Origin of the sequence: Streptomyces sp. NBC_01788 (assembly GCF_035917575.1) — a bacterium.
Taxonomy (GTDB): Bacteria; Actinomycetota; Actinomycetes; order Streptomycetales; family Streptomycetaceae; genus Streptomyces.
In genome coordinates this window covers 5320529-5341500 of sequence record NZ_CP109090.1, presented here as the reverse complement: position 1 = coordinate 5341500, position 20972 = coordinate 5320529, and the positions used below count along the sequence as shown (strand labels likewise).

Annotated in this window: 20 protein-coding genes and 1 tRNA gene; 1 reads left to right on the top strand and 20 read right to left on the bottom strand. The window is 71.2% G+C overall.

Annotated elements, in window-relative coordinates; all coding sequences use genetic code 11:
- Positions 1–18: 18 nt before the first annotated feature.
- The 14 genes from glyA to OIE49_RS24265 all read right to left on the bottom strand — a co-directional run bounded on the left by glyA (position 19) and on the right by OIE49_RS24265 (position 16677).
- The gene (glyA, locus tag OIE49_RS24330; protein WP_326804135.1) at positions 19–1257 is read right to left on the bottom strand and encodes a serine hydroxymethyltransferase; all 1239 of its coding nucleotides are present in this window, start codon (positions 1255–1257) and stop codon (positions 19–21) included.
- Between the two features lie 409 nt (positions 1258–1666).
- Positions 1667–2299 (bottom strand): arsenate reductase/protein-tyrosine-phosphatase family protein, encoded by a 633-nt coding sequence (locus OIE49_RS24325; protein ID WP_326804134.1) that lies wholly within the window; start codon positions 2297–2299, stop codon positions 1667–1669.
- Entirely contained in the window at positions 2296–2943 is a 648-nt protein-coding gene (locus OIE49_RS24320) for an L-threonylcarbamoyladenylate synthase (protein ID WP_100568048.1), read from the bottom strand. The genes OIE49_RS24325 and OIE49_RS24320 overlap by 4 nt, the downstream gene beginning before the upstream one ends.
- Positions 2944–2995: 52 nt before the next feature.
- Entirely contained in the window at positions 2996–3835 is an 840-nt protein-coding gene (prmC, locus tag OIE49_RS24315; RefSeq protein WP_326806317.1) for a peptide chain release factor N(5)-glutamine methyltransferase, read from the bottom strand.
- A 95-nt stretch (positions 3836–3930) separates the two neighbouring features.
- The gene (gene prfA, locus OIE49_RS24310) at positions 3931–4998 is read right to left on the bottom strand and encodes a peptide chain release factor 1 (protein WP_326804133.1); all 1068 of its coding nucleotides are present in this window, start codon (positions 4996–4998) and stop codon (positions 3931–3933) included.
- A 117-nt stretch (positions 4999–5115) separates the two neighbouring features.
- Entirely contained in the window at positions 5116–5340 is a 225-nt protein-coding gene (gene rpmE / locus OIE49_RS24305; protein ID WP_100568051.1) for a 50S ribosomal protein L31, read from the bottom strand.
- 148 nt (positions 5341–5488) lie between these two features.
- The gene (locus OIE49_RS24300) at positions 5489–6628 is read right to left on the bottom strand and encodes an LCP family protein (protein ID WP_326804132.1); all 1140 of its coding nucleotides are present in this window, start codon (positions 6626–6628) and stop codon (positions 5489–5491) included.
- 422 nt (positions 6629–7050) lie between these two features.
- Positions 7051–9099: a transcription termination factor Rho gene (gene rho, locus OIE49_RS24295; RefSeq protein WP_326804131.1), complete on the bottom strand. Its 2049-nt coding sequence runs from the start codon at positions 9097–9099 to the stop codon at positions 7051–7053.
- A 418-nt stretch (positions 9100–9517) separates the two neighbouring features.
- Positions 9518–10447, bottom strand: coding sequence for a homoserine kinase (gene thrB / locus OIE49_RS24290; protein WP_326804130.1), 930 nt, complete (start codon positions 10445–10447; stop codon positions 9518–9520).
- A gap of 590 nt (positions 10448–11037) precedes the next feature.
- Entirely contained in the window at positions 11038–12096 is a 1059-nt protein-coding gene (gene thrC, locus OIE49_RS24285) for a threonine synthase (protein WP_100568055.1), read from the bottom strand.
- 6 nt (positions 12097–12102) lie between these two features.
- Positions 12103–13395, bottom strand: a complete 1293-nt coding sequence (locus OIE49_RS24280; RefSeq protein ID WP_100568056.1) for a homoserine dehydrogenase — start codon at positions 13393–13395, stop codon at positions 12103–12105.
- A gap of 190 nt (positions 13396–13585) precedes the next feature.
- Positions 13586–14977, bottom strand: coding sequence for a diaminopimelate decarboxylase (gene lysA, locus OIE49_RS24275; protein WP_326804129.1), 1392 nt, complete (start codon positions 14975–14977; stop codon positions 13586–13588).
- Positions 14978–15003: 26 nt separating this feature from the next.
- A complete protein-coding gene (gene nrtL / locus OIE49_RS24270; RefSeq protein WP_326804128.1) occupies positions 15004–16056 on the bottom strand; it encodes an ArgS-related anticodon-binding protein NrtL in 1053 nt (350 codons plus the stop codon).
- A gap of 150 nt (positions 16057–16206) precedes the next feature.
- Positions 16207–16677, bottom strand: a complete 471-nt coding sequence (locus tag OIE49_RS24265) for a response regulator (RefSeq protein WP_326804127.1) — start codon at positions 16675–16677, stop codon at positions 16207–16209.
- Between the two features lie 114 nt (positions 16678–16791).
- Between OIE49_RS24265 and OIE49_RS24260 the strand changes: the two genes are divergently transcribed.
- Positions 16792–16863, top strand: a tRNA-Arg gene (locus OIE49_RS24260).
- A 258-nt stretch (positions 16864–17121) separates the two neighbouring features.
- On the opposite strand, the gene OIE49_RS24255 is transcribed toward OIE49_RS24260, so the two are convergent.
- From OIE49_RS24255 to OIE49_RS24230, 6 genes are all read right to left on the bottom strand, one after another.
- A complete protein-coding gene (locus OIE49_RS24255; RefSeq protein WP_326804126.1) occupies positions 17122–18507 on the bottom strand; it encodes a tyrosine-type recombinase/integrase in 1386 nt (461 codons plus the stop codon).
- The gene (locus tag OIE49_RS24250) at positions 18504–18716 is read right to left on the bottom strand and encodes a helix-turn-helix transcriptional regulator (protein WP_326804125.1); all 213 of its coding nucleotides are present in this window, start codon (positions 18714–18716) and stop codon (positions 18504–18506) included. The genes OIE49_RS24255 and OIE49_RS24250 overlap by 4 nt, the downstream gene beginning before the upstream one ends.
- Complete coding sequence (locus tag OIE49_RS24245; protein WP_326804124.1) at positions 18706–20076, bottom strand: replication initiator; 1371 nt, start codon at positions 20074–20076, stop codon at positions 18706–18708. The genes OIE49_RS24250 and OIE49_RS24245 overlap by 11 nt, the downstream gene beginning before the upstream one ends.
- On the bottom strand, positions 20073–20342 hold the full coding sequence (locus OIE49_RS24240; RefSeq protein ID WP_326804123.1) for a hypothetical protein: 270 nt from the start codon (positions 20340–20342) through the stop codon (positions 20073–20075). The genes OIE49_RS24245 and OIE49_RS24240 overlap by 4 nt, the downstream gene beginning before the upstream one ends.
- A 104-nt stretch (positions 20343–20446) precedes the next feature.
- Positions 20447–20737, bottom strand: coding sequence for a hypothetical protein (locus OIE49_RS24235; RefSeq protein ID WP_326804122.1), 291 nt, complete (start codon positions 20735–20737; stop codon positions 20447–20449).
- 33 nt (positions 20738–20770) lie between these two features.
- Entirely contained in the window at positions 20771–20965 is a 195-nt protein-coding gene (locus OIE49_RS24230; protein WP_004983392.1) for a hypothetical protein, read from the bottom strand.
- Positions 20966–20972 lie beyond the last annotated feature (7 nt).

The window sequence follows — 20972 nt, the reverse complement described above, 5'->3', positions numbered from 1 at the left end:
CCGTTCGGCTACCCCGTCTCAGCCGGGATACGGCGGAAACCGGCCTGTGAGTTCGCGCACGTCCTCCCGCGCGCTCGCCCCGTCGGCCTCGCCGCGCAGCACCTTGCCGAACAGGACGGCTATCCACTCCATCTCCTGCTGGCCCATGCCCTGGGTGGTCACCGCGGCGGTGCCCAGGCGCAGCCCGCGGCCGTCGGCGTGCGGCAGCGCGCAGCAGTCGAGGACGATACCGGCGGCGGCCAGCCGCCCGCGGGCGGCACGGCCCTCGATGCCGAGCGGCGCCGGATCCACGGTGATCAGGTGGGTGTCCGTGCCGCCGGTGGTGACAATCAGGCCTTCCGCGGCCAGCCGGGCGGCGAGCACCCGCGCGTTGGCGACGACCTGGTGGGCGTAGGCGGCGAAGGCCGGGGTCGCGGCCTCGCCGAACGCGACGGCCTTGGCGGCGATGGTGTGCATCTGGGCGCCGCCCTGGGTGAACGGGAACACGGCGCGGTCGACGCGCTCGGCCAGCTCGCTCCCGCACAGGATCATCCCGCCGCGCGGTCCGCGCAGCACCTTGTGGGTGGTGGCGCACACCACGTCGGCGTACGGCACGGGGCTGGGCGCCGCCCTGCCGGCGACGAGTCCGATGGGGTGGGCCGCGTCGGCGATCAGATAGGCGCCGACCTCGTCGGCGACCGCGCGGAAGAAGGCGTAGTCGATGTGGCGCGGGTAGGCGATGGAACCGCACACGATCGCCTTGGGCCGGTGCGCGTGGGCGAGCGTGCGCACCTGCTGGTGGTCGATGAGCCCGGTCTCGGCGTCGACGCCGTAGCCGACGAAGTCGAACCAGCGGCCGGAGAAGTTCGCGGGCGAGCCGTGCGTGAGGTGCCCGCCGTAGGGCAGGCCGAGGGCAAGCACGGTGTCGCCGGGCCGCAGCAGCGCGGCGTAGGCGGCGAGCACCGCGGACGAGCCCGAATGGGCCTGCACGTTGGCGTGTTCGGCGCCGAACAGGGCCTTGGCCCGCGCCACGGCGAGGCGTTCGGCGGCGTCCACGAACTCGCAGCCGCCGTGGTGCCGGGCGCCCGGATAGCCCTCGGCGTACTTGTTCGCAAGCACCGAGCCGAGCGTGGCCAGCACCGCGGGTGAGGTGAAGTTCTCCGCCGCGGTCAACTGGAGCGTCGTCGACTGCCGGTCCAGCTCCCCCAGCAGCACATCGGCCAGCTCGGGGTCCTGCCGGCGCAGGAGATCGGCCTCGAGAACGGGGATGACCGACATGTGGCGCTCCGGACGGTCGACGTTGACGTACGTCCAATGTAGGCCCGTGAGCCCCGCCTCGCGCGGCCCATTGGGCCGTCACGGCAATGCCCACGGGCCCCTGCGGTCACGTTCCCGGGGTCCGGACGGACGGGCCTGTGCGGGGGCCCGGGCGGACGTGCTGTGCGGGGCCCGGGAAGGCCGCGATGAGCGACGGAGCGTCCACGGGCCCCGGTACACCCGGCCGCCCCTCTACGAGCCTCCAGCCGGGGCCCACCGGCCCCGCCGGAACGCTCCTGCCGGGCTCCGGCCTGCCGAGGCCCTGCGGGGCTTCAGCGGGGCCCACACGCCGCCCCCAGGACATCTCCGGCCTTTCCGGCCGGGGCACGGGCCCCCAGGAGCCCTCTGCCCGCCATACGCCCGCGGTGGGTCAGGCGCGCGCCCGTACGCCCGTCAGGGCCGTCACCACCGGGTCCAGGGCCTGGTGTATCTCGTCGCCCACGGAACGGAAGAACGTCAGGGGGGCGCCGTAGGGGTCGTAGACCTCGTCGGCCTCGGCGGTGGGGGCCAGGAGCCACCCGCGTAGAGCGGCGGCGGCGCGGACCAGGGCGCGGGCACGTTCGACCACGCCCTCCTCCAGCGGCGGCAGTGTGGCCGGATCTATCGCCTTCACCAGGCGGGTGAACTCCTTGAGGGTGAAGGTGCGCAGCCCGGCCGAGTGGCCCATGGAGATGACCTGGGCGCGGTGGTCGAGGGTCGCGGTGAGCACCAGGTCGGCCCGGATCACGTGCTCGTCCAGCAGTTCCCGGCCGGTGAAGCCGGAGGCGTCCGCGCCGAAGTCGGCCAGCACGGTCTCCGCGTTGGCCTCCATCGGCGCGCCCTCGTGACCCCAGGTGCCCGCGCTCTCCACGATCAGCCCGCCGCCCTGCGGATCCCCGAGCCGGTCCGCCACGAAGTGCCGGGTCAGCCGCTCGGTGATGGGCGAACGGCACACGTTCCCTGTGCTGACGTGCAGGATGCGGAAGGTGTCGCCTATGCCACGCCCCGCGTCAGGGGCCGTCAATTCGCCACCTCGAGGTCGGGTACCACCTTGCGCAGCTCCTCCGGCGACAGGGCGCCCTCACGCAGCAGCACGGGCACCTTGCGGCTGACGTCGACGATGGAGGACGGGACGTTGCCGGGGGTCGGGCCGCCGTCGAGGTAGACGGAGACGGAGTCGCCGAGCATCTCCTGCGCGGCGTCGCAGGTCTCCGGCGCCGGGTGGCCGGTCAGGTTCGCCGACGACACGGCCATCGGGCCGACCTCCGTGAGCAGCTCGATGGCGACCGGGTGCAGCGGCATCCGCACGGCGACCGTGCCCCGGGTGTCCCCGAGGTCCCACTGGAGGGACGGCTGGTGCCGGGCGACCAGCGTCAGCGCGCCAGGCCAGAAGGCGTCCACGAGTTCCCAGGCCATCTCGGAGAAGTCCGTGACCAGCCCGTGCAGCGTGTTCGGGGAGCCGATGAGCACGGGGGTCGGCATGTTGCGGCCCCGGCCCTTCGCGGCGAGCAGGTCGGCCACGCCCTCGGAGGAGAACGCGTCGGCGCCGATGCCGTAGACGGTGTCGGTGGGCAGCACCACGAGCTCGCCCCGGCGGACGGCGGACGCGGCCTCGCGCAGACCGGTCACGCGGTCGGTGGCGTCGTTGGTGTCGTATCGCCGTGCCATTGTCAGCGGGCCTCCTCGTACACGTACTGCTGGTCGGACGTCCTGATGAGGGTCACGGCAGCGCCTTGCGGGCGGTGGCGAACCGCGGCCGGTTGTTGAGGTCGGGATGGTCGGCGGCGTCGGCCCAGCCCCGCTCCTCGGTGAAGATCCACGGCACCTGTCCCCCCTGGGTGTCGGCGTGCTCCACGACGACGACTCCGCCGGGCCGCAGCAGCCGGTGCGCGGTGCGCTCGATGCCGCGGATCAGGTCGAGGCCGTCCTCCCCGGAGAACAACGCCAGTTCCGGGTCGTAGTCGCGGGCCTCGGGGGCGACGTACTCCCATTCGGTGAGCGGGATGTACGGCGGGTTGGAGATGACGAGGTCGACCTGGCCGTCGAGGTCGGGGAAGGCCGTCCGGGCGTCGCCCTGGCGCAGGTCGACCCGGGACCCCTCCGTGTTCTTGCGGGTCCACTTCAGCGCGTCGTCGCTCAGCTCCACGGCGTGCACACGCGAGCGCGGCACCTCCTGGGCGAGGGCGAGCGCGATGGCCCCCGAGCCGGTGCACAGGTCGACGATGCACGGCTCGACCACGTCCATGGCCCGTACGGCGTCTATGGCCCAGCCCACCACGGACTCGGTCTCCGGCCGGGGCACGAACACCCCTGGCCCGACCTGGAGTTCCAGATACCGGAAGTAGGCACGCCCGGTGATGTGCTGGAGCGGCTCACGCTGCTCGCGCCGGGCGATGACCTCCCAGTAGCGGGCGTCGAAGTCGGCGTCCTTCACGGTGTGCAGCTGGCCCCGCTTGACGCCGTGCACGAACGCGGCGAGCTCCTCCGCGTCGGTGCGCGGCGAGTCCACGCCCGCGTCGGCCAGCCGCTGGGTGGCCTGCGCCACCTCCGCGAGCAGCACGCTGCGGGGACTCGGGGGCCGCCCCCCGGATTCTTGCTGCACGCTGGTCCTCCGTTGGTGCTCGTACATGCGCACGCGCCGCGTGCGTACGTGTCTTACGCGGCCGCGAGCTTGGCGGCCGAGTCCGCGTCGACGCAGGCCTGGATCATCGCGTCCAGTTCGCCGTCCAGGACCTGGTCCAGGTTGTACGCCTTGAATCCGACGCGGTGGTCCGAGATGCGGTTCTCCGGGAAGTTGTACGTGCGGATCTTCTCGGAGCGGTCGACGGTGCGGACCTGGCTGCGGCGGGCGTCGGCGGCCTCCCGCTCCGCCTCCTCCTGCGCCATGGCCAGCAGCCTGGAGCGCAGGATACGCAGTGCCTGCTCCTTGTTCTGCAGCTGGCTCTTCTCGTTCTGGCAGGAGGCGACGACACCGGTGGGCAGGTGCGTGATGCGCACCGCGGAGTCGGTGGTGTTGACGGACTGGCCGCCGGGCCCGGAGGACCGGTAGACGTCGATGCGGAGGTCGTTGGGGTTGATCTCCACGTCCACCTCCTCGGCCTCGGGGGTGACCAGCACACCGGCCGCGGAGGTGTGGATACGGCCCTGGGACTCGGTGGCCGGCACCCGCTGCACGCGGTGCACCCCGCCCTCGTACTTCAGCCGGGCCCACACGCCCTGGCCGGGCTCGATCTGCCCGCGGGTCTTCACCGCGACCTGGACGTCCTTGTAGCCGCCCAGCTCGGACTCGGTGGCGTCGATGATCTCGGTCTTCCAGCCCACGCGCTCGGCGTACCGCAGGTACATGCGCAGCAGGTCGCCGGCGAACAGGGCCGACTCGTCGCCGCCCGCGCCCGCCTTGATCTCCAGGATGACGTCCTTGTCGTCGCTGGGGTCGCGCGGGACGAGCAGGAGGCGCAGCTTCTCGGTCAACTCCTCGCGCCGCTGCTCCAGCTCCTTGACCTCGGCCGCGAAGTCGGGGTCGTCCGCGGCGAGTTCGCGCGCGGTGTCGACGTCGTCGCCGGTCTGCTTCCAGGAGCGGTACGTGGCGACGATCGGGGTGAGCTCGGCGTAGCGCTTGTTGAGCTTGCGCGCGTTGGCCTGGTCGGCGTGGACCGACGGATCGGCGAGCTGCTTCTCCAGGTCGGCGTGCTCGGCGACGAGTTCCTCGACGGCCTCGAACATCTTTCGGCTCCTGTACTGCCTGTACTGCTGGGGTGGGGGAAGGCGGGCGACCAAAAACGCCGGTCCCGGCGTACCCCGAGGCGGGGGCACGGCCGTGGACCGGCGAAAAGGGGCTCGCTACTTCTTGGAGCCGGCGGCAGCCTTGCCGAAGCGGGCCTCGAAGCGGGCCACACGGCCACCGGTGTCGAGGATCTTCTGCTTGCCCGTGTAGAACGGGTGGCACTCGGAGCAGACCTCGGCCCGGACGGTGCCGGACTCGATCGTGCTACGGGTGGTGAACGACGCGCCGCAGGTGCAGCTGACCTGCGTCTCGACGTACGCGGGGTGGATGTCGCGCTTCAAGGTGTCTCCTAGAGTTCCGGGAGGGCGCCGGGTCGCAGCCGCGGAATGCGGAGCGTGAACCGGAGCCGACGTACCAGTCTGCCAGGACTGGGGCCATTCACCCAAACCGGGGGGTGGGGTCGGGTATTCCCCGCGGGTCCCTGTGCCTCTAGGGGGCGCTCACCACTCCGCCTGCCTTGCCGGTGGCCGTGCCCTTGGTGGCCGACTTGGGGATGGGGCGGTCGTTCCTCAGGGCGGTCCAGATCTGCTGGGCCTTGGCCTTGTCGACGAGGACGCGGTTGGGGTTGGCCGGGTCGTACTGGACCGGCATCGTGACCATGTTCATGTGCGAGGAGCTGATGCCCTTCAGGCCGTCGGCGAAGGCGATCAGGGAGTTGACCGAGCCGAGGTCGGAGTCGGCGGTGACGGTCTTGGTCGCGGTGTCGGCGAGGTCGTAGAGCTTCTTGGGATTGCTGAGCACGCCGATGTGCTTGACCTGGTCGGCCAGGGCCCTGACGAAGGCCTGCTGGAGCTGGATGCGGCCGAGGTCGGACCCGTCGCCGACGCCGTGCCGGGTGCGGACCAGGCCGAGGGCCTGCTGTCCGTCGAGGGTGTGGGTGCCGGCCTTGAGGTCGAGGTGGCTGTTCGGGTCGTCGATGTTCCTCGTCGTGGTGACCTGGACCCCGCCGAGTTCGTCGATGAGCTTTTGGAAGCCGCTGAAGTCGACCTCCAGGTAGTGGTCCATCCGCAGGCCCGTCATCGACTCGACGGTCTTCACCGCGCAGGCGGCGCCACCGGCGGAGTACGACTCGTTGAACATCGCGTTGTGTGCCGCAGGGTGCGTGCCGCCCTTGGCGTCGGTGCACTCGGGGCGGTCGACCAGGGTGTCGCGCGGTATGGAGACCACGCCGGCCTTCTTGTGGCCCTCGTACACGTGCACGATCATCGCCGTGTCGGAGCGGGCGCTGCCGTCGTCGGTGCCGCCGCCGAGTTTCCTGTTGCCGCCGGCACGGGAGTCGGAGCCGAGGACCAGGATGTTCTCGGAGCCGTTGTCGGCCTTGGTGGGCCGGTCGCCGCCGAGGGCCTGGTTGATGTCGATCGTCCTGAGATTGCCGTTGAGCTTGAAGTAGAGGAAGCCGGCCCCCGCGCCGCCGAGCACGACGATGCCCGCGGCGGTCAGGGCCAGGGCCGTCAGGGCCCTGCGCCGCCCGGTGGGGGGCTTGCGACGGCGGCCCTTGCCTCGGCGGCGTGGCCCGGTGTCGCCGGGCTCCCCTGGTATGCCCGGTCCTCGCGTGCTGTCGGCAGGCATGCGCTCCTCGGCTCTCGTGTCTGCGGTCGGTTACCCCCTGCGGTCAGGGTCGGGCTCCGGTCTGTTCTCGGTCATGAGACCCGTACCGCACTATCGTCGCTCGTCCGGTCAGACGGGGGAATTCGGGAAAGGGTTGCACAACACTCCGGGTCCGCCACATGCGGACATAGGCACCTTGCATAGCTGTGTACCCCTTGGTAACCCCGCTCACCTGTGGTGACGCCGGGCCGGACGGCGCCGTGGAGAGCCGGCGCGGAACGCGGCGCCTGTGGTGAAGGTCTCGTACGGCCCGCAGCGCTCGTACGGCCCGCAGACAGCGGAAGGCCGCCCCCTGGAACAGGGAGCGGCCTTCTTCTTCGCTTCTTGCGTCTTGCCGGGCTCAGCGGCTTACCGGCTTACCGGCTTGCTCGGCGGCCGAACAATCAGTCGCCGTTGCCGGGAGTCGGCGTGGTCTTCTGGATCTGCATCAGGAACTCGATGTTCGACTTGGTCTGCTTCATCTTGTCGAGGAGCAGCTCGATCGCCTGCTGCTGGTCGAGCGCGTGCAGCACCCGGCGCAGCTTCCAGACGACGGCCAGCTCCTCGTTGCCGAGCAGGATCTCTTCCTTACGGGTACCGGACGCGTCCACGTCCACCGCCGGGAAGATGCGCTTGTCGGCGAGCTTCCGGTCGAGCTTGAGCTCCATGTTGCCGGTGCCCTTGAACTCCTCGAAGATCACCTCGTCCATGCGGGACCCGGTGTCCACCAGGGCGGTGGCGAGGATGGTCAGCGAACCGCCGTCCTCGATGTTGCGGGCCGCACCGAAGAACCGCTTCGGCGGGTACAGGGCGGTCGAGTCGACACCACCGGACAGGATGCGGCCGGAGGCCGGGGCCGCCAGGTTGTACGCACGACCCAGACGGGTGATGGAGTCCAGCAGCACGACCACGTCGTGACCCAGCTCCACCAGACGCTTGGCGCGCTCGATGGCGAGCTCGGCGACCGTGGTGTGGTCCTCGGCCGGACGGTCGAAGGTCGAGGAGATGACCTCGCCCTTCACCGACCGCTGCATGTCGGTGACCTCTTCCGGACGCTCGTCGACGAGGACGACCATCAGGTGGCACTCGGGGTTGTTGTGCGTGATCGCGTTGGCGACCGCCTGCATGATCATGGTCTTGCCGGTCTTCGGCGGGGCCACGATCAGACCGCGCTGGCCCTTGCCGATGGGCGAGACCATGTCGATGATGCGGGTCGTCAGGACGCCGGGGTCGGTCTCCAGACGGAGCCGGTCCTGCGGGTACAGCGGCGTCAGCTTGTTGAACTCGGGCCGCCCACGGCCGTGTTCGGGCGCCATGCCGTTGACGGAGTCCAGCCGCACCAGCGCGTTGAACTTCTCGCGGCGCTCACCGTCCTTCGGCTGGCGGACCGCGCCGGTGACGTGGTCGCCCTTGCGCAGGCCGTTCTTGCGGACCTGGGCGAGGGAGACGTACACGTCGTTGGGACCCGGCAGGTAGCCCGACGTCCGGATGAAGGCGTAGTTGTCGAGGATGTCGAGGATGCCCGCGACCGGGATCAGGACATCGTCGTCGGTGATCTGCGGCTCGGACACGTCGTCGCGGCCACGGCGGCCACGGCGGTCGCGGTAGCGGCCGCGCCGGCCCCGGCGGCCGTCGAAGTCGTCCCCGTCCTCGTCGGGCCGCTGCTGGCGGTCCTGACGGCCGCCGCTCTGCTGCTGGCCCTGCTGGCGCTGCTGCTGGCCGCCCTGGCCCTGCTGGTCGTCGCCCTTGCCGCGGCGGTCGCGGTCCCGGCCGCGCTCACGGCGGTCGCGGCGGCGGCCCTCGCCGCCGTCAGCGGCGTCGCCCTGCGACTGCTGCTGGCCCTGGTTCTCGGCCTTCGGCTCGCTCTTCGCCTCGGCGGCGACGGTCTCGGCACCGCCCGCCGGGGCGCCCGCCTCGGCGGTGGCCCGGCGCCGGCGGCGCTCGGACGGAGCGTCCTCTCCCCCACGCTCGGCTTCACTCGGGCGGGAGGCACCCCCAGCGGGCTGGCCGGGGATCTCGATCTGCTTCTGCGCCACGGCCTTGGCGGGCGCGCCCGACTGCTCCGCGTCGTTCGAGAGCTTGGCGGCGGGGGCCTCGGCCGTCTTCTTCGCGGGCGCGGCCTCGTCGGCCGTACGGGTCCGTGAGGTGCTGCGGCGCTTCGGCTTCGTCTCTGCGGCGTCCCCCGCGGCAGGCGCGGCCTTCGCGGCGGGGGCTCCCCCGCCCGCCTGCGCCTCCTTGATGACCTCGATCAGCTGGCTCTTGCGCATGCGCGCGGTGCCCCTGATGCCGAGGCCGGATGCGACCTGCTGCAGCTCGGCCAGCACCATGCCCTCGAGGCCGGTACCGCGGCGCCGCCGGGAGCCGGCACCGCCGGCAGGCGCGGAGGCGTCCGTGGCGGGCGCGGCAGCGGTCTCCTCGACACGTGCGCCCATCAGATCGGTGGTGTCGCTCACGAAGGGTCCTTCCCTGGAGCGGACGTCGGCCTGTCTGGCTCGGCGACCGGTTGTGCTGTCCGGCTTCGGTCCTTGCTGGTGAACCGTGCCGGGGCGGTGGTCCGCCCAAAACGGCGGAAGAGATTTCTGGTGATTGGCGCTTCCTCGGCCATCAGCGGCACCGAGTGTCACTGAGTCACGTGGCGTGGTCGCACCGATTCCGGAGCGTGCCCGGCGGACCGCTCAGTGTGCGCATACGAGGTACTGCCCAGGTACGACGTACACCACACAGTGCGGCTTGGGGGGGCTCCCGGAGGAATGTCTGTCCCGGACGGGGACACGAGGCACCTCGCCATGGTGGGGTCGGGTGCAGACTTGAGGTTAACACTACCGGATCCAACAAACATTCCCCCTCTCGAAATCCGGCAACCGCCGGATTTCAGATCTCCGCGCCTGCCGACAGCGGCAGCACGCAGGCTCCTTGCAGGTCGAGACTCAGCCTGTTGGCGGCCCAGTCGGCGCCCGCCAGTTGCTCCACCTTGTCCGCGGTGTCCGCGTCGGCGAGTGCCATGACGGTGGGTCCTGCGCCGGAGATGACCGCGGGGATGCCGTCCGCCCGCAGACGTTCCACCAGTGCCGCGCTCTCCGGCATGGCAGGGGCGCGGTACTCCTGGTGGAGACGGTCCTCGGTGGCCGGCAGCAGCAGTTCGGGGCGCCGGGTGAGGGCCTCGACGAGCAGGGCGGCGCGGCCCGCGTTGACGGCGGCGTCCACGTGCGGAACGGTGCGCGGGAGCAGGCCGCGCGCGGTTTCGGTGAGCACCGGCTTTCCCGGCACGAAAACCACCGGAACGATGGAATCGGAGGGCTCCATCCTGATGGCCCTGGCGGCTCCGGCCTCCATCCAGGACAGGGTGAACCCGCCCATCAGACAGGCCGCCACGTTGTCCGGGTGGCCCTCTATCTCGGTGGCCAGTTCGAGCAGCGCCGTGTCGTCGAGCCTGGCCTCGGCGCCTATGGTCACGGCGCGGGCCGCGACTATTCCGGCGCAGATGGCGGCGGAGGAGGAGCCGAGGCCGCGGCCGTGCGGAATGCGGTTGGCGCAGACGATCTCCAGGCCGCGCGGCTGTCCGCCGAGTACGTCGAAGGCGGTACGCAGCGAGCGGACGAGCAGGTGCTTCTCGTCCCGCGGCAGCGTCTCGCTGCCCTCGCCGGCGATGTCGATGTGCAGCCCGGAGTCGGCCACCCGGACCACGACGTCGTCGTAGAGCCCCAGCGACAGGCCGAGGGCGTCGAAGCCCGGACCGAGGTTGGCGCTGGTGGCGGGGACGCGCACCCGGACGGCGGCGGCGCGGAACGCGGGACCGGCCATCGCTCGTTGACTCTCCTTGAGCTGCGTGATGGTCGAATGACACTCGACAGGAACGGGGAAGACCCTCGGGCCGCACGGACGGCGCGGCGCCGCCACCTGCGTGGGCGTGTGCGGCGGTCGGGTTCCCTACAGCCTATCGAAGGAAAGTTCAGTGGCGACATAGGGCGCACGGGAGGCGCACGATGCGTGTCGCAAGCCCCCTGTGCCACCCTCCGCCGAAGTCCCCTTTGGGAGACGCCTCCGCACGCCACACGGTTGCGTACCTTGCGCGGTGCGCGCGCGTTGCGCCGACCGGGCGAAACGGGGCGGGCGGGGCGTCGATGGCGGGTTGCCGCCGGCGGGCGCGTCGCCGGGCGGGTGCCGCCGGCGGGCCGCACTCGGGCACTCGGTGCCATACGTGTCAGGCGCCCGGCGGCCACCGCGGCCGGGCAGGCGACGACGTACGGGCGGCGGACGGCTGAACCGGCGACGGCCGACCGCCGCCGGACCGGCCGGCGCCGGCCCTCGCGGAGCCGGACGCCGCCGGTCGTCGTCGGCCGTCGGCGCGATCCCGTCGACGGTACGGGAGGTGCCGTCAGCCGACGCTGCCGTCAGCCCAGGCCCAGGCGTTCGGCCGCCGTGGCCGCGTCGACCGGGACCGTGACCGGCTGGGGGGCGCCGGCGACGGCCCAGTCGGGGTCCTTGAGGCCGTTGCCGGTGACCGTGCACACGATGCGCTGGCCGGGGTCGACCTTGCCCTGCTCGGCGGCCTTCAGGAGGCCGGCCACGGACGCGGCGGACGCCGGCTCGACGAAGACGCCCTCCTGCGCGGCCAACAGCCGGTAGGCGCGCAGGATTTCACGGTCCGTCACCTCGTCGATGGCACCGCCGGACTCGTCGCGCGCGGCCAGCGCGTACGACCAGGAGGCGGGGTTGCCGATACGGATCGCGGTGGCGATGGTCGACGGGTCCTTGACGACCTCGCCGCGCACGATCGGGGCGCTGCCGGAGGCCTGGAAGCCCCACATGCGGGGTGTCTTCGTGGCGACGCCGTCCGCGGCGTACTCACGGTAGCCCTTCCAGTAGGCGGTGATGTTGCCCGCGTTGCCGACCGGCAGGACGTGGATGTCGGGCGCGTCGCCGAGCATGTCGACGATCTCGAAGGCGGCCGTCTTCTGGCCCTCGATACGCACCGGGTTGACCGAATTGACCAGCGCCACGGGGTAGTTGTCGCTGAGCGCGCGGGCGAGCGTGAGGCAGTCGTCGAAGTTGCCGTCGACCTGGAGGATCTTCGCGCCGTGCACGAGCGCCTGGCCCATCTTGCCGAGCGCGATCTTGCCCTGCGGCACCAGCACCGCGGAGACCATCCCGGCCCGTACGGCGTAGGCGGCCGCGGAGGCGGACGTGTTGCCGGTGGAGGCGCAGATGACGGCCTTCGCGCCCTCCTCCTTGGCCTTGCTGATCGCCATCGTCATGCCGCGGTCCTTGAAGGACCCGGTCGGGTTCGCGCCCTCGACCTTGAGGTGGACCTCGCAGCCGGTGCGCTCGGAGAGCACCTGCGCGGGCACGAGGGGCGTACCGCCCTCGCGGAGCGTCACGACCGGCGTGCTGTCGGACACCGGCAGCCTGTCCCGGTACTCCTCGATGATTCCGCGCCACTGGTGGGTCATTGCTGGTTACTCTCCTTCAACCCGCATGATGCTGGCGACACCCCGCACGGTGTCGAGCTTGCGCAGCGCCTCCACGGTCCCGCCGAGGGCGGCGTCGGAAGCGCGGTGGGTGACGACGACGAGGGAGGCCTCACCGTCCTTGCCCTGCTGGCGAACAGTGTCGATGGACACCCCGTGCTCGGCGAACACGGTGGCGACCTGGGCGAGCACACCCGGTTTGTCGGCGACGTCCAGGCTGATGTGGTAGCGCGTGACGACGTCGCCCATGGGCGACACGGGCAGCGCCGCGTACGCCGAATCGCCGGGCCCGGTGGCCCCGTTGAGCCGGTTGCGGCAGACGGCGACGAGGTCGCCGAGCACGGCGGAGGCGGTGGGCGAGCCGCCGGCGCCGGGGCCGTAGAACATCAGCTGCCCGGCCGCGTCGGACTCGACGAACACGGCGTTGTAGGCGCCGCGCACGGAGGCCAGCGGGTGGGTGAGCGGAATCATCGCGGGGTGCACGCGCGCGGTGACGGACCCGCCGTCCTCGGCCCGTTCGCAGATGGCGAGCAGCTTGATGGTGCAGCCCATCTCCTTGGCGGAGACGAAGTCCGCGGCGGTGACCTCGGTCATGCCCTCGCGGTGGACGTCGTCGAGCCGTACGCGCGAGTGGAAGGCGATCCCGGCGAGGATGGCGGCCTTGGCGGCGGCGTCGAACCCCTCGACGTCCGCGGTCGGGTCGGCTTCCGCGTACCCGAGCGCGGTGGCCTCGTCGAGGGCCTCCTGGTAGCCGGCGCCCGAGGAGTCCATCTTGTCGAGGATGAAGTTGGTGGTGCCGTTGACGATGCCGAGCACCCGGTTGACCTTGTCCCCGGCGAGGGACTCGCGCAGCGGCCGGATCAGCGGGATGGCACCGGCGACGGCTGCCTCGTAGTAGAGGTCCCTGTCGTTCGACTCCGCGGCGGCGTGCAGGGCGGCCCCGTCCTGGGCGAGCAGGGCCTTGTTCGCGGAGACGACGGAGGCGCCGTGCTCGAAGGCGGTGGTGATGAGCGTCCGGGCGGGCTCGATCCCCCCGATGACCTCGACCACGACGTCGATGTCGCCGCGTTTGACGAGCGCGGTCGCGTCGGTGGTGACGAGCTCGGCGGGGATGCCCTCGCGCACCTTGCCGGGGCGGCGCACGGCGACCCCGGCGAGCTCCACCGGGGCCCCGATCCTGGCCGTGAGGTCGTCGGCGTGCGTCGTCATGATGCGCGCCACCTCTGAGCCGACAACCCCACAGCCCAGCAGCGCCACCTTCAGCGGACGCGTACGCATCATCCGACCTCGTTTCCTCATACCGTCTACGGTTGGACCAGTCTCCTTCACCGGAACGCAGTTTCTGCTATTTGTCCGGATCCTGAGACGTTTATTTCATTTTCGTCGGCCCGGAAGACGGGAGATCTTCCGGCCGCCCCGCGCGCCCCCTGTCACCGTCATCGTCCTCGGTGCTGTCGGGTGCCGCCGGGCGTCATCCGACGTCGAGCCGCAGGAGGTCCTCCTCCGTCTCCCGGCGGACGATCACCCGGGCGTCCCCGCCCGCGACGGCGACCACCGGCGGACGCAGCGCGTGGTTGTAGTTGCTGGCCATCGACCGGCAGTACGCGCCCGTGGCCGGCACGGCGATGAGGTCACCGGGTGCCAGGTCGGCGGGCAGGAAGGCGTCCTTGACCACGATGTCCCCGCTCTCGCAGTGCTTGCCCACGACCCGTACGAGCATCGGCTCGGCCTCGGAGACACGGGACACGAGCGCGACGCTGTACTCGGCGTCGTAGAGCGCGGTGCGGATGTTGTCCGACATGCCCCCGTCGACGGACACGTACGTCCGCAGCCCCTCCAGCGGCTTGATGGTGCCGACCTCGTAGAGCGTGAAGGCGGTCGGCCCGACGATGGCGCGCCCCGGCTCGACCGAGATGCGGGGCGTACGGAGCCGGGCGGCCTCACACTCACGGGTGACGATCTCGGTCAGCGCCTTGGCGATCTCGTGCGGCTCGCGCGGGTCGTCGTTGCTGGTGTACGCGATCCCGAGCCCGCCACCGAGGTCGATCTCCGGCAGCTCGATCCCGTGCTCGTCCCGGATGTCCCTGAGCAGCCGCACCACGCGGTGGGCGGCCACCTCGAACCCGGACATGTCGAAGATCTGCGACCCGATGTGGGAGTGGATCCCGACGAGTTCGATCCCGTCGAGCTGGAGGGCCCGCCGTACGGCCTCGGCGGCCTGTCCCCCGGCCAGCGGGATGCCGAACTTCTGGTCCTCGTGCGCGGTGGCGATGAACTCGTGCGTGTGCGCCTCGACGCCGACCGTGATCCGGATCTGCACCCGCTGCCGCTTCTCGAGCGACTGCGCGATGTGGGCGACGCGCACGATCTCCTGGAAGGAGTCGAGCACGATCCGCCCGACCCCGGCCTCGACGGCCCGCTCGATCTCGTACGGCGACTTGTTGTTGCCGTGGAAGGCGATCCGCTCGGCGGGCATGCCGGCCGAGAGCGCGGTGGCGAGTTCGGTGCCGGAGCAGACGTCGAGGTTGAGGCCCTCCTCGTCGAGCCACTTCACGACGGCCCGGGACAGGAACGCCTTCCCGGCGTAGAAGACGTCGGCGTCGTGCCCGAAGGCGTTGCGCCAGGCCCGCGCCCGGGCCCGGAAGTCGGTCTCGTCGAGGACGTAGGCGGGGGTGCCGAAGCGTTCGGCGAGGTCGGTGACGGCGAGGCCGCCGACGGTCACGACACCGTCCTCGCGCCGGCCGACGGTCTGTGCCCAGACCTTGGGGTCGAGGGCGTTGAGGTCGGCGGGCGGGGCGGAGTAGTGCCCCTCGGGCAGGACATCGGCGTAACGGGGCCCGGCGGGGTGTGCGGAACGGCTCATGTCAGTGCGGCTCTCTGTGGGCTCTCTCAGAGGTGTTCGGGTGCGTCGATGCCGAGCAGGGACAGGCCACCGGCCAGCACCGTCCCGACGGCTTCGGCAAGGGCGAGCCGGGCGCGGTGGGCGGCCGAGGGTTTCTCGTCCCCCCGCGGCAGCACGGTCGCGAGGAACGGCAGCACGGCATCGGCAACGCTGACGAGGTGCCGGGCGAGAACGTCGGGAGCGTGGTGGTCCGCGGCGCGGGCGAGCACGCGGGGATGGTCGGCGAGCAGCGCGACCAGCTCGGACGGAACCACGTCGAGGGGGCCGGCCTGAGCACCGAAGCCCAGGTCGCAGGCGTTCCGGCCGAGGGCCCGGACGCGGGCATGCGCGTACCGGACGCGGAAGAGCGGGTTGCTCTCACGCTGGACGAGATGCTCGTCGCCGACACGGGGCCGGTCGTGGCCGGCGGGATGAAGAAGGGCCCAGCGGGCGGCGTCACGGCCGAGGGGAAGGGGGTCGGCGGGGGCGGGAACGGGCCTGACGTGGACGGCAGGAACGGTGTCGTCGCCGACGGGTTCGACATGGACGCCGAGGATCTGCTCCCAGCGGGCGGGGATGGGGTCGACGAGGACGACCCGTGCCTCGCTCCCCTGGGACTGGAGAAGCCGCTGCACGACATCCGCGACGACGAGGGCACGGACCTCGCGGGGACAACGCAGCTCGACGACGGTCCCGGCCGACGCCGGGGCGTACCCGTACCGCTCACCGGCGCGCCGAACGTCCTCCACCAGCCGCACGAGGGCGGCCTCCGCGTCGGCGTCGCGGAGGCTGATGTTGAGGAACCCGGGCCCGGTGACGGTGACGTCGCCGATGCCGTCGAGGCCGAGCAGATGGCCCCGGAGCACCTGGGCGACGACGGGTGCTGGCCGCCCGGCGGGCCGGGCGAGCTGGAGGGCGACGTTGGTGGCGTAGTCGCCACAACCGCCGGGCCGAGGCGGCGCGACCACGACCCGCTCGGGCACGCTGACGTCGAGTTCCCCCACGTCGACAGCGCGACGGACCGCGCTGAGCACGGTACGGGAGAGCTCCACGGGGGTCACGGGACCAAGCGTAGGGGAGGAGGGGGGTGGGTATGCGAACTGGTTTGGGCGCGGTATCGCCATGTGGACGGATGCAGCCGGAACCCAGCGGAGGCGCGACGACGGCGAATCCGCCTCCGCGCGCCCCACTCACCAATAGCCGTGAGGGAATCAGCCGCTACTACGCCCGGCGGGCTCGGCCTCCCCGGCCCCACGGGCCCCACCGTCGATCAACCGCCGCACGAGCCGCACGAGCTCGGCCGGCTCGAAGGGCTTGGAGAGGAAGGCGTCGACGCCGACGTCGAGCCCGGCCTCGATCTCGTACTGCGAACAGGCGCTGACGATGGCGAGGGGAAGATCACGGGTGAGCGGATCGGCCCGCAACCGGGCGGCGGTCCCCAGCCCGTCCAGTCGCGGCATGACGACATCGAGCGTGACGACATCGGGCTGCACCCGATGCACGACATCCAGACACTCGACACCGTCGGCCGCGGTCACGACCTCGAGCCCCTCAAGCTCAAGATTGACCCTGATCAGCTGCCGGATGACCTTGTTGTCGTCCACAACAAGCACCCGTCCCGAAGCGGCTGGCACCACTCGAGAGTAGGTCGGCACCGGCCACCGCGTCCGGCTTTTCCCCACTTCCGCCCCGTGCGGGGGACCCACCCCCCAGGACCCCACCGGAAAACGTTCATGACCACCGCCCCGGAACTGGTAGTGTTCTACCCGTCGCCGCGCAAACAAAGCGCCCGACCCGCCCCCGTAGCTCAGGGGATAGAGCAACGGCCTCCGGAGCCGTGTGCGCAGGTTCGAATCCTGCCGGGGGCACCCTTCATGAGGTGCCCAAAGACCCCGTCACCAGCGGAAACGCTGAGGCCGGGGTCTTCGCGTATGTGCAGGCGGATGCCGCCGGAAGCAGCCGTTTGCCAGTGATCACGTTGTAATAGCGTGTTGATCTTGAGTGGCTCCGCAGCAGGTCAGCGCGGGTTCCGAAGACCCTCAGCGTAGCTCTGTGGACTATGCGTGGACGGGCCGGAAGCCCCAGATCTCTCCGGGGCTTCCGGCCCGTCGGTCGTGGGGCTGTCTTCAGTTCTCGGTGTCGTCCTCCCCCAGCCCTTGCATGATCCGGTCGTTCATCTCCTGTTCCTGGCCGTCGATGCACTTGGCGTAGATCTTCAGGAGCACGTCCACGGAGTGGCCGGCCCGCGCGGCGACCTCCGGGGCGGGCACACCCGAGTTGAGCCACTGGGAGACGCCCGCGTGCCGGAGGTCGTACGGGCGGAAGGCCAAGACCGAGGACACCTGGTCGGGGATGAACGCCAGTTCCCGAGCCTGCTTCCAGGCTCGGGAGTACGACGATGCGGCGATCACGTTGCCCCGCTCGCTGGAGAACAGCCGACCGTCGTCCGCCGTGCCGAACTCGTCCAGGTGCTCGCGGAGCAGCCTCACGAGCGGCGGAGGGATCGGCACGATGCGTACCTCACCGTGGGCCCGCTGCTTCAGGCCGCGCCGGTCGTGCGCCTCACCGGAGTCGGTCCACGCCTTCCCTGCCGTAGGGCGGGTCTCCGCCAACTCGATGCGCCCCCAGCCCTGTGCCGGAAGCGTGCAGTCGGAGCGACGAAGGCCCAGCGCCTCCCCCGGCCGCATGGCCGCGTAGTACAGGCACCCGAAGAACGCCCGCAGCCGCCGGCCACTCGCCCGTTCGTAGCCGCCCACGTAGGTGAGTGCGGTCAGCAGTTCCCGGGCCTGCCGGGGGTTGACCACCACCCGGCGGTCAACCTCCTGCACCGCCCGCTTGCCCCGTTTGCGCCGGACGCGGCTCAGCGGGTTAGAGGTGAGGTGTTCCAGCTCCACCGCGAACTCCAGCGCGTTGAAGACGACGGCTCGCCGACGCCGGTAGGTCTGCGTCGCCGCGGGCTTGCCGTCCAGCCTCCGGCTCAATCCGTCGATCAGCTCGTGTACGCGGCTGATCTCTTGCAGTTCTCCGACCAGAAGCGACGACCTTTCGATCCACCGCACAGCCGAGGTGATCTCCTCCGGCCTCTCCCTCTCCCTGCGCGGCACGGGCAGGACGTACGAGCGCAGCGCCCGCCGCAGCACCTCCGGAGCGGGCCTCCCCCGTCCCGCTTTGACCAGGACGGGAACGACTGTCGCCAAGGCGTCCGTCATGCTGTCCCGCTGCTTGGCGGACGCCTCCGCCCACCGGGCATCGACGTACTTGACCGCCAGGTCGAGGAAGGACAGCGCCGCTTTGCCACCCCGCAGGGAGTCGGGCAGTCCGGTCACGGTGTCGAACGGCTCGCCCTTGTCGAGCGCCCGGACGAGCTTCGCGCGGAAGCGGTCGGCCAGCGCCTTGGTCTTGTGCGACTCGCTGAAGGGGTGACCGTCGACCACCCAGCGCACCAGGTAGGTCGGCTTCTTGGTGGTCTTGTTGACCGAGAGCTTCCACACGGAAGCCTTGTAGGACTTCACGATGCCGCCCCCTCCGCCCGTTCCTCCAACCACTCGTCGAGCACGTCACGTCGGACCCGCAGCTCACCGTTCGGCAGGCGAATGCAGGCAGGGGCGATCCGCAGTTCCCGCCAGCGGTAGAAGGTGCGCCGGGAGATGCCGCCCAGTTCGTCGAGCACCTGCCGCACGGTGAGCAGTTCGGCCGTTCTCGCGCGGGTGTCACGCGCCATGGCGACCACCGCCCTCCCGCACTGAGGCCGCCAGGAGCGCCGCTTCCGGCGAGTAGCCGCGCCCCGCGTAACGCCAGTGGCCGACCGTGACCGTCGAGTGTTCCGACAGGCCGAGGGCGTCACGCTGCTGCTCCGCGCGATGGTTGGCACGGGCCTGCCGGAGGGCGGTCAGCGTGGTCGAGTAGCGACGTGACTTGGTGGAGAAGTGGCCGCCGTACCCGAGCATGTGGGCCCAGCGCCGCAGCCCGAGCGGGGCGAACTCCGGCAGGTCGCCGAGCCACCAACACGTACTGATCATGCGCAGCACGTGAGCGCGGACCGGCAGCATGACCATGTGCCGTGCGTGGTGGATCCGGCCGTCCACGGCGCCGGCAGTCTCCGCACCCTTGGTGGCGTACTTGGCGATGTACCCCGCCACGGTCGCCGCGGAGGCAGGCCGCTCCCCCGCTGTCCGTCCGGACGAGGTGACAGGCCGTACGTCGACCTGGGTGCCGAAGCGCAGCACCCGCGGCCCGATGACCGCCGAGCCGGGGGCGGTCAGCCGTACCTTCCCGACCACGGCCTGCACGGAATCCACGAGGAGCGGCACCGTGGCCCAGCCGGGCGGGTGCGAGTCGGGCCCGTCCGGGCCGTCGAGGCGGATCACGGCATGGAAGTGGACCAGGCCCCGCCGCTGGTACTCGGCAACCTTCGCGTACGAGAGCCGGGCGACCTCTCCGAACTCCGTACGCGACAGGCCGACCCGCCGGGTGACCTCCCGCCGCAGCTCCAGCCCGAACCGGTGCCAGAGCCGACCGGCGAACGCGTGCCAGAGGACCGCCCCCGCGTAGTCGTAGCAGCGCGGACAGAGAGGTTCGCCGAGACGAGGGTCGTCCGCCGGGTGCCGCTCCCGGCATCCGGCTGGGGTCCCGTGTGCGCAGTGGTCACCTGTCCGGCGAGGCCGGCAGGGTCGCACACGCCCGTCACGCTCGCGGCGCGTGTGGACCGGGCCGAACCCGGGGGCGGTGAGCGTGGCGAACACCCGTGGGTGATCCCTCACCGCCTCGCGGACGCTTTTACCTCCGACGAGACCGGCCCGGACGAGTTGGTACGTGTCCGCCCGGTACAGGGCCGAGCAGGTCGGGCAGACCGTCGCCCGTCGGTTGCCGCACGCGGTGAGCAGGCGACCGCCGTAGGCATCCGATCCGTAGGAGAGCAGAGCGGCACCGGTCGTCGTGTCGTAGACGGTGGCCGCGCCGACCAGGTGAATCGGGTTGGTGCAACCACCGAGGCGGACGATGTTCCGGCGCCAGGCCGCGAAGTCCGGATCCGAGGCTCTGGCGACAAGCGCCGAGACGCTCCGCGGAAGAGCTGTGGTCATCGCTGACCACCTCCTCCGCCACCGTCGCCGAACGCCTGCCCCATCACGGCCGAGATGCCCTCCGGCCGTGTCTTGGCGCTGAAGCGCAGCGTCGGGTCAGTGAGCCAGACAGCGGCGGCGTGCCTGGCGCACAGCCACTGCTCGGTTCCGTCGAGTTCGACGAGGACGATCTGTTCCCGTCCGGCACAGGTCGGGACCTGCGCGTCACGCTGCCTGAGGTCGCAGGCGAGCGGCGGGGATTTGCGCGGACGATGCGCGGTGGACAAAGTGTGAGTGCTCCTTTCACTGCTCACGTGGCGGATGGAGTGGGTTCCTGACGGGGTCGGGTTTGGCGACTTCGCGCCCCGTCGGGAGCCCGTCGTACGGGCGGTCACTGCCGCTCCTCGGGAGGAATGCCGACGACGCCGTACGAGATCAGGCCGAAGTCGCGGCGGGTGCCGAAATAGCCCCGGCCGATGTCCTCCGCCGGCACACCGAGCGGAGCGGCGACGGACTTCACGCCGTCGAGGCGTGCCGCGGAGTCGGGGGCGTCGACCAGGACGACGATGGACGCGTGACGCGGTGCGACCACGTCCGGATGGGCGGTCAGGAAGCCGATCAGCTCCCGCAGACCGGCCAGGAAGGCGGCTCGGTCACCGGAGCGGACGACGTGGTTGGACACAGGGAGTCCCCTTGTCGGTCGGTGGTGGGGTGGTCAGAAGCGGAGTTGTCCGAGGAAGCCGTTCACTCCGTCGAGGAGGGCCTGAACCACGGGCGCGGCCACGGTCCGGGCGAGCAGGAAGCCGAAGGTTCCGCAGAGCAGCGCGTCGGCCCACCTGAGGTACCGGATGCGCAGGAGGAACCAGATCAGCAGGCCGAGCAGCAGAACGGCCGACATGGACACCAGCACGGCAAGC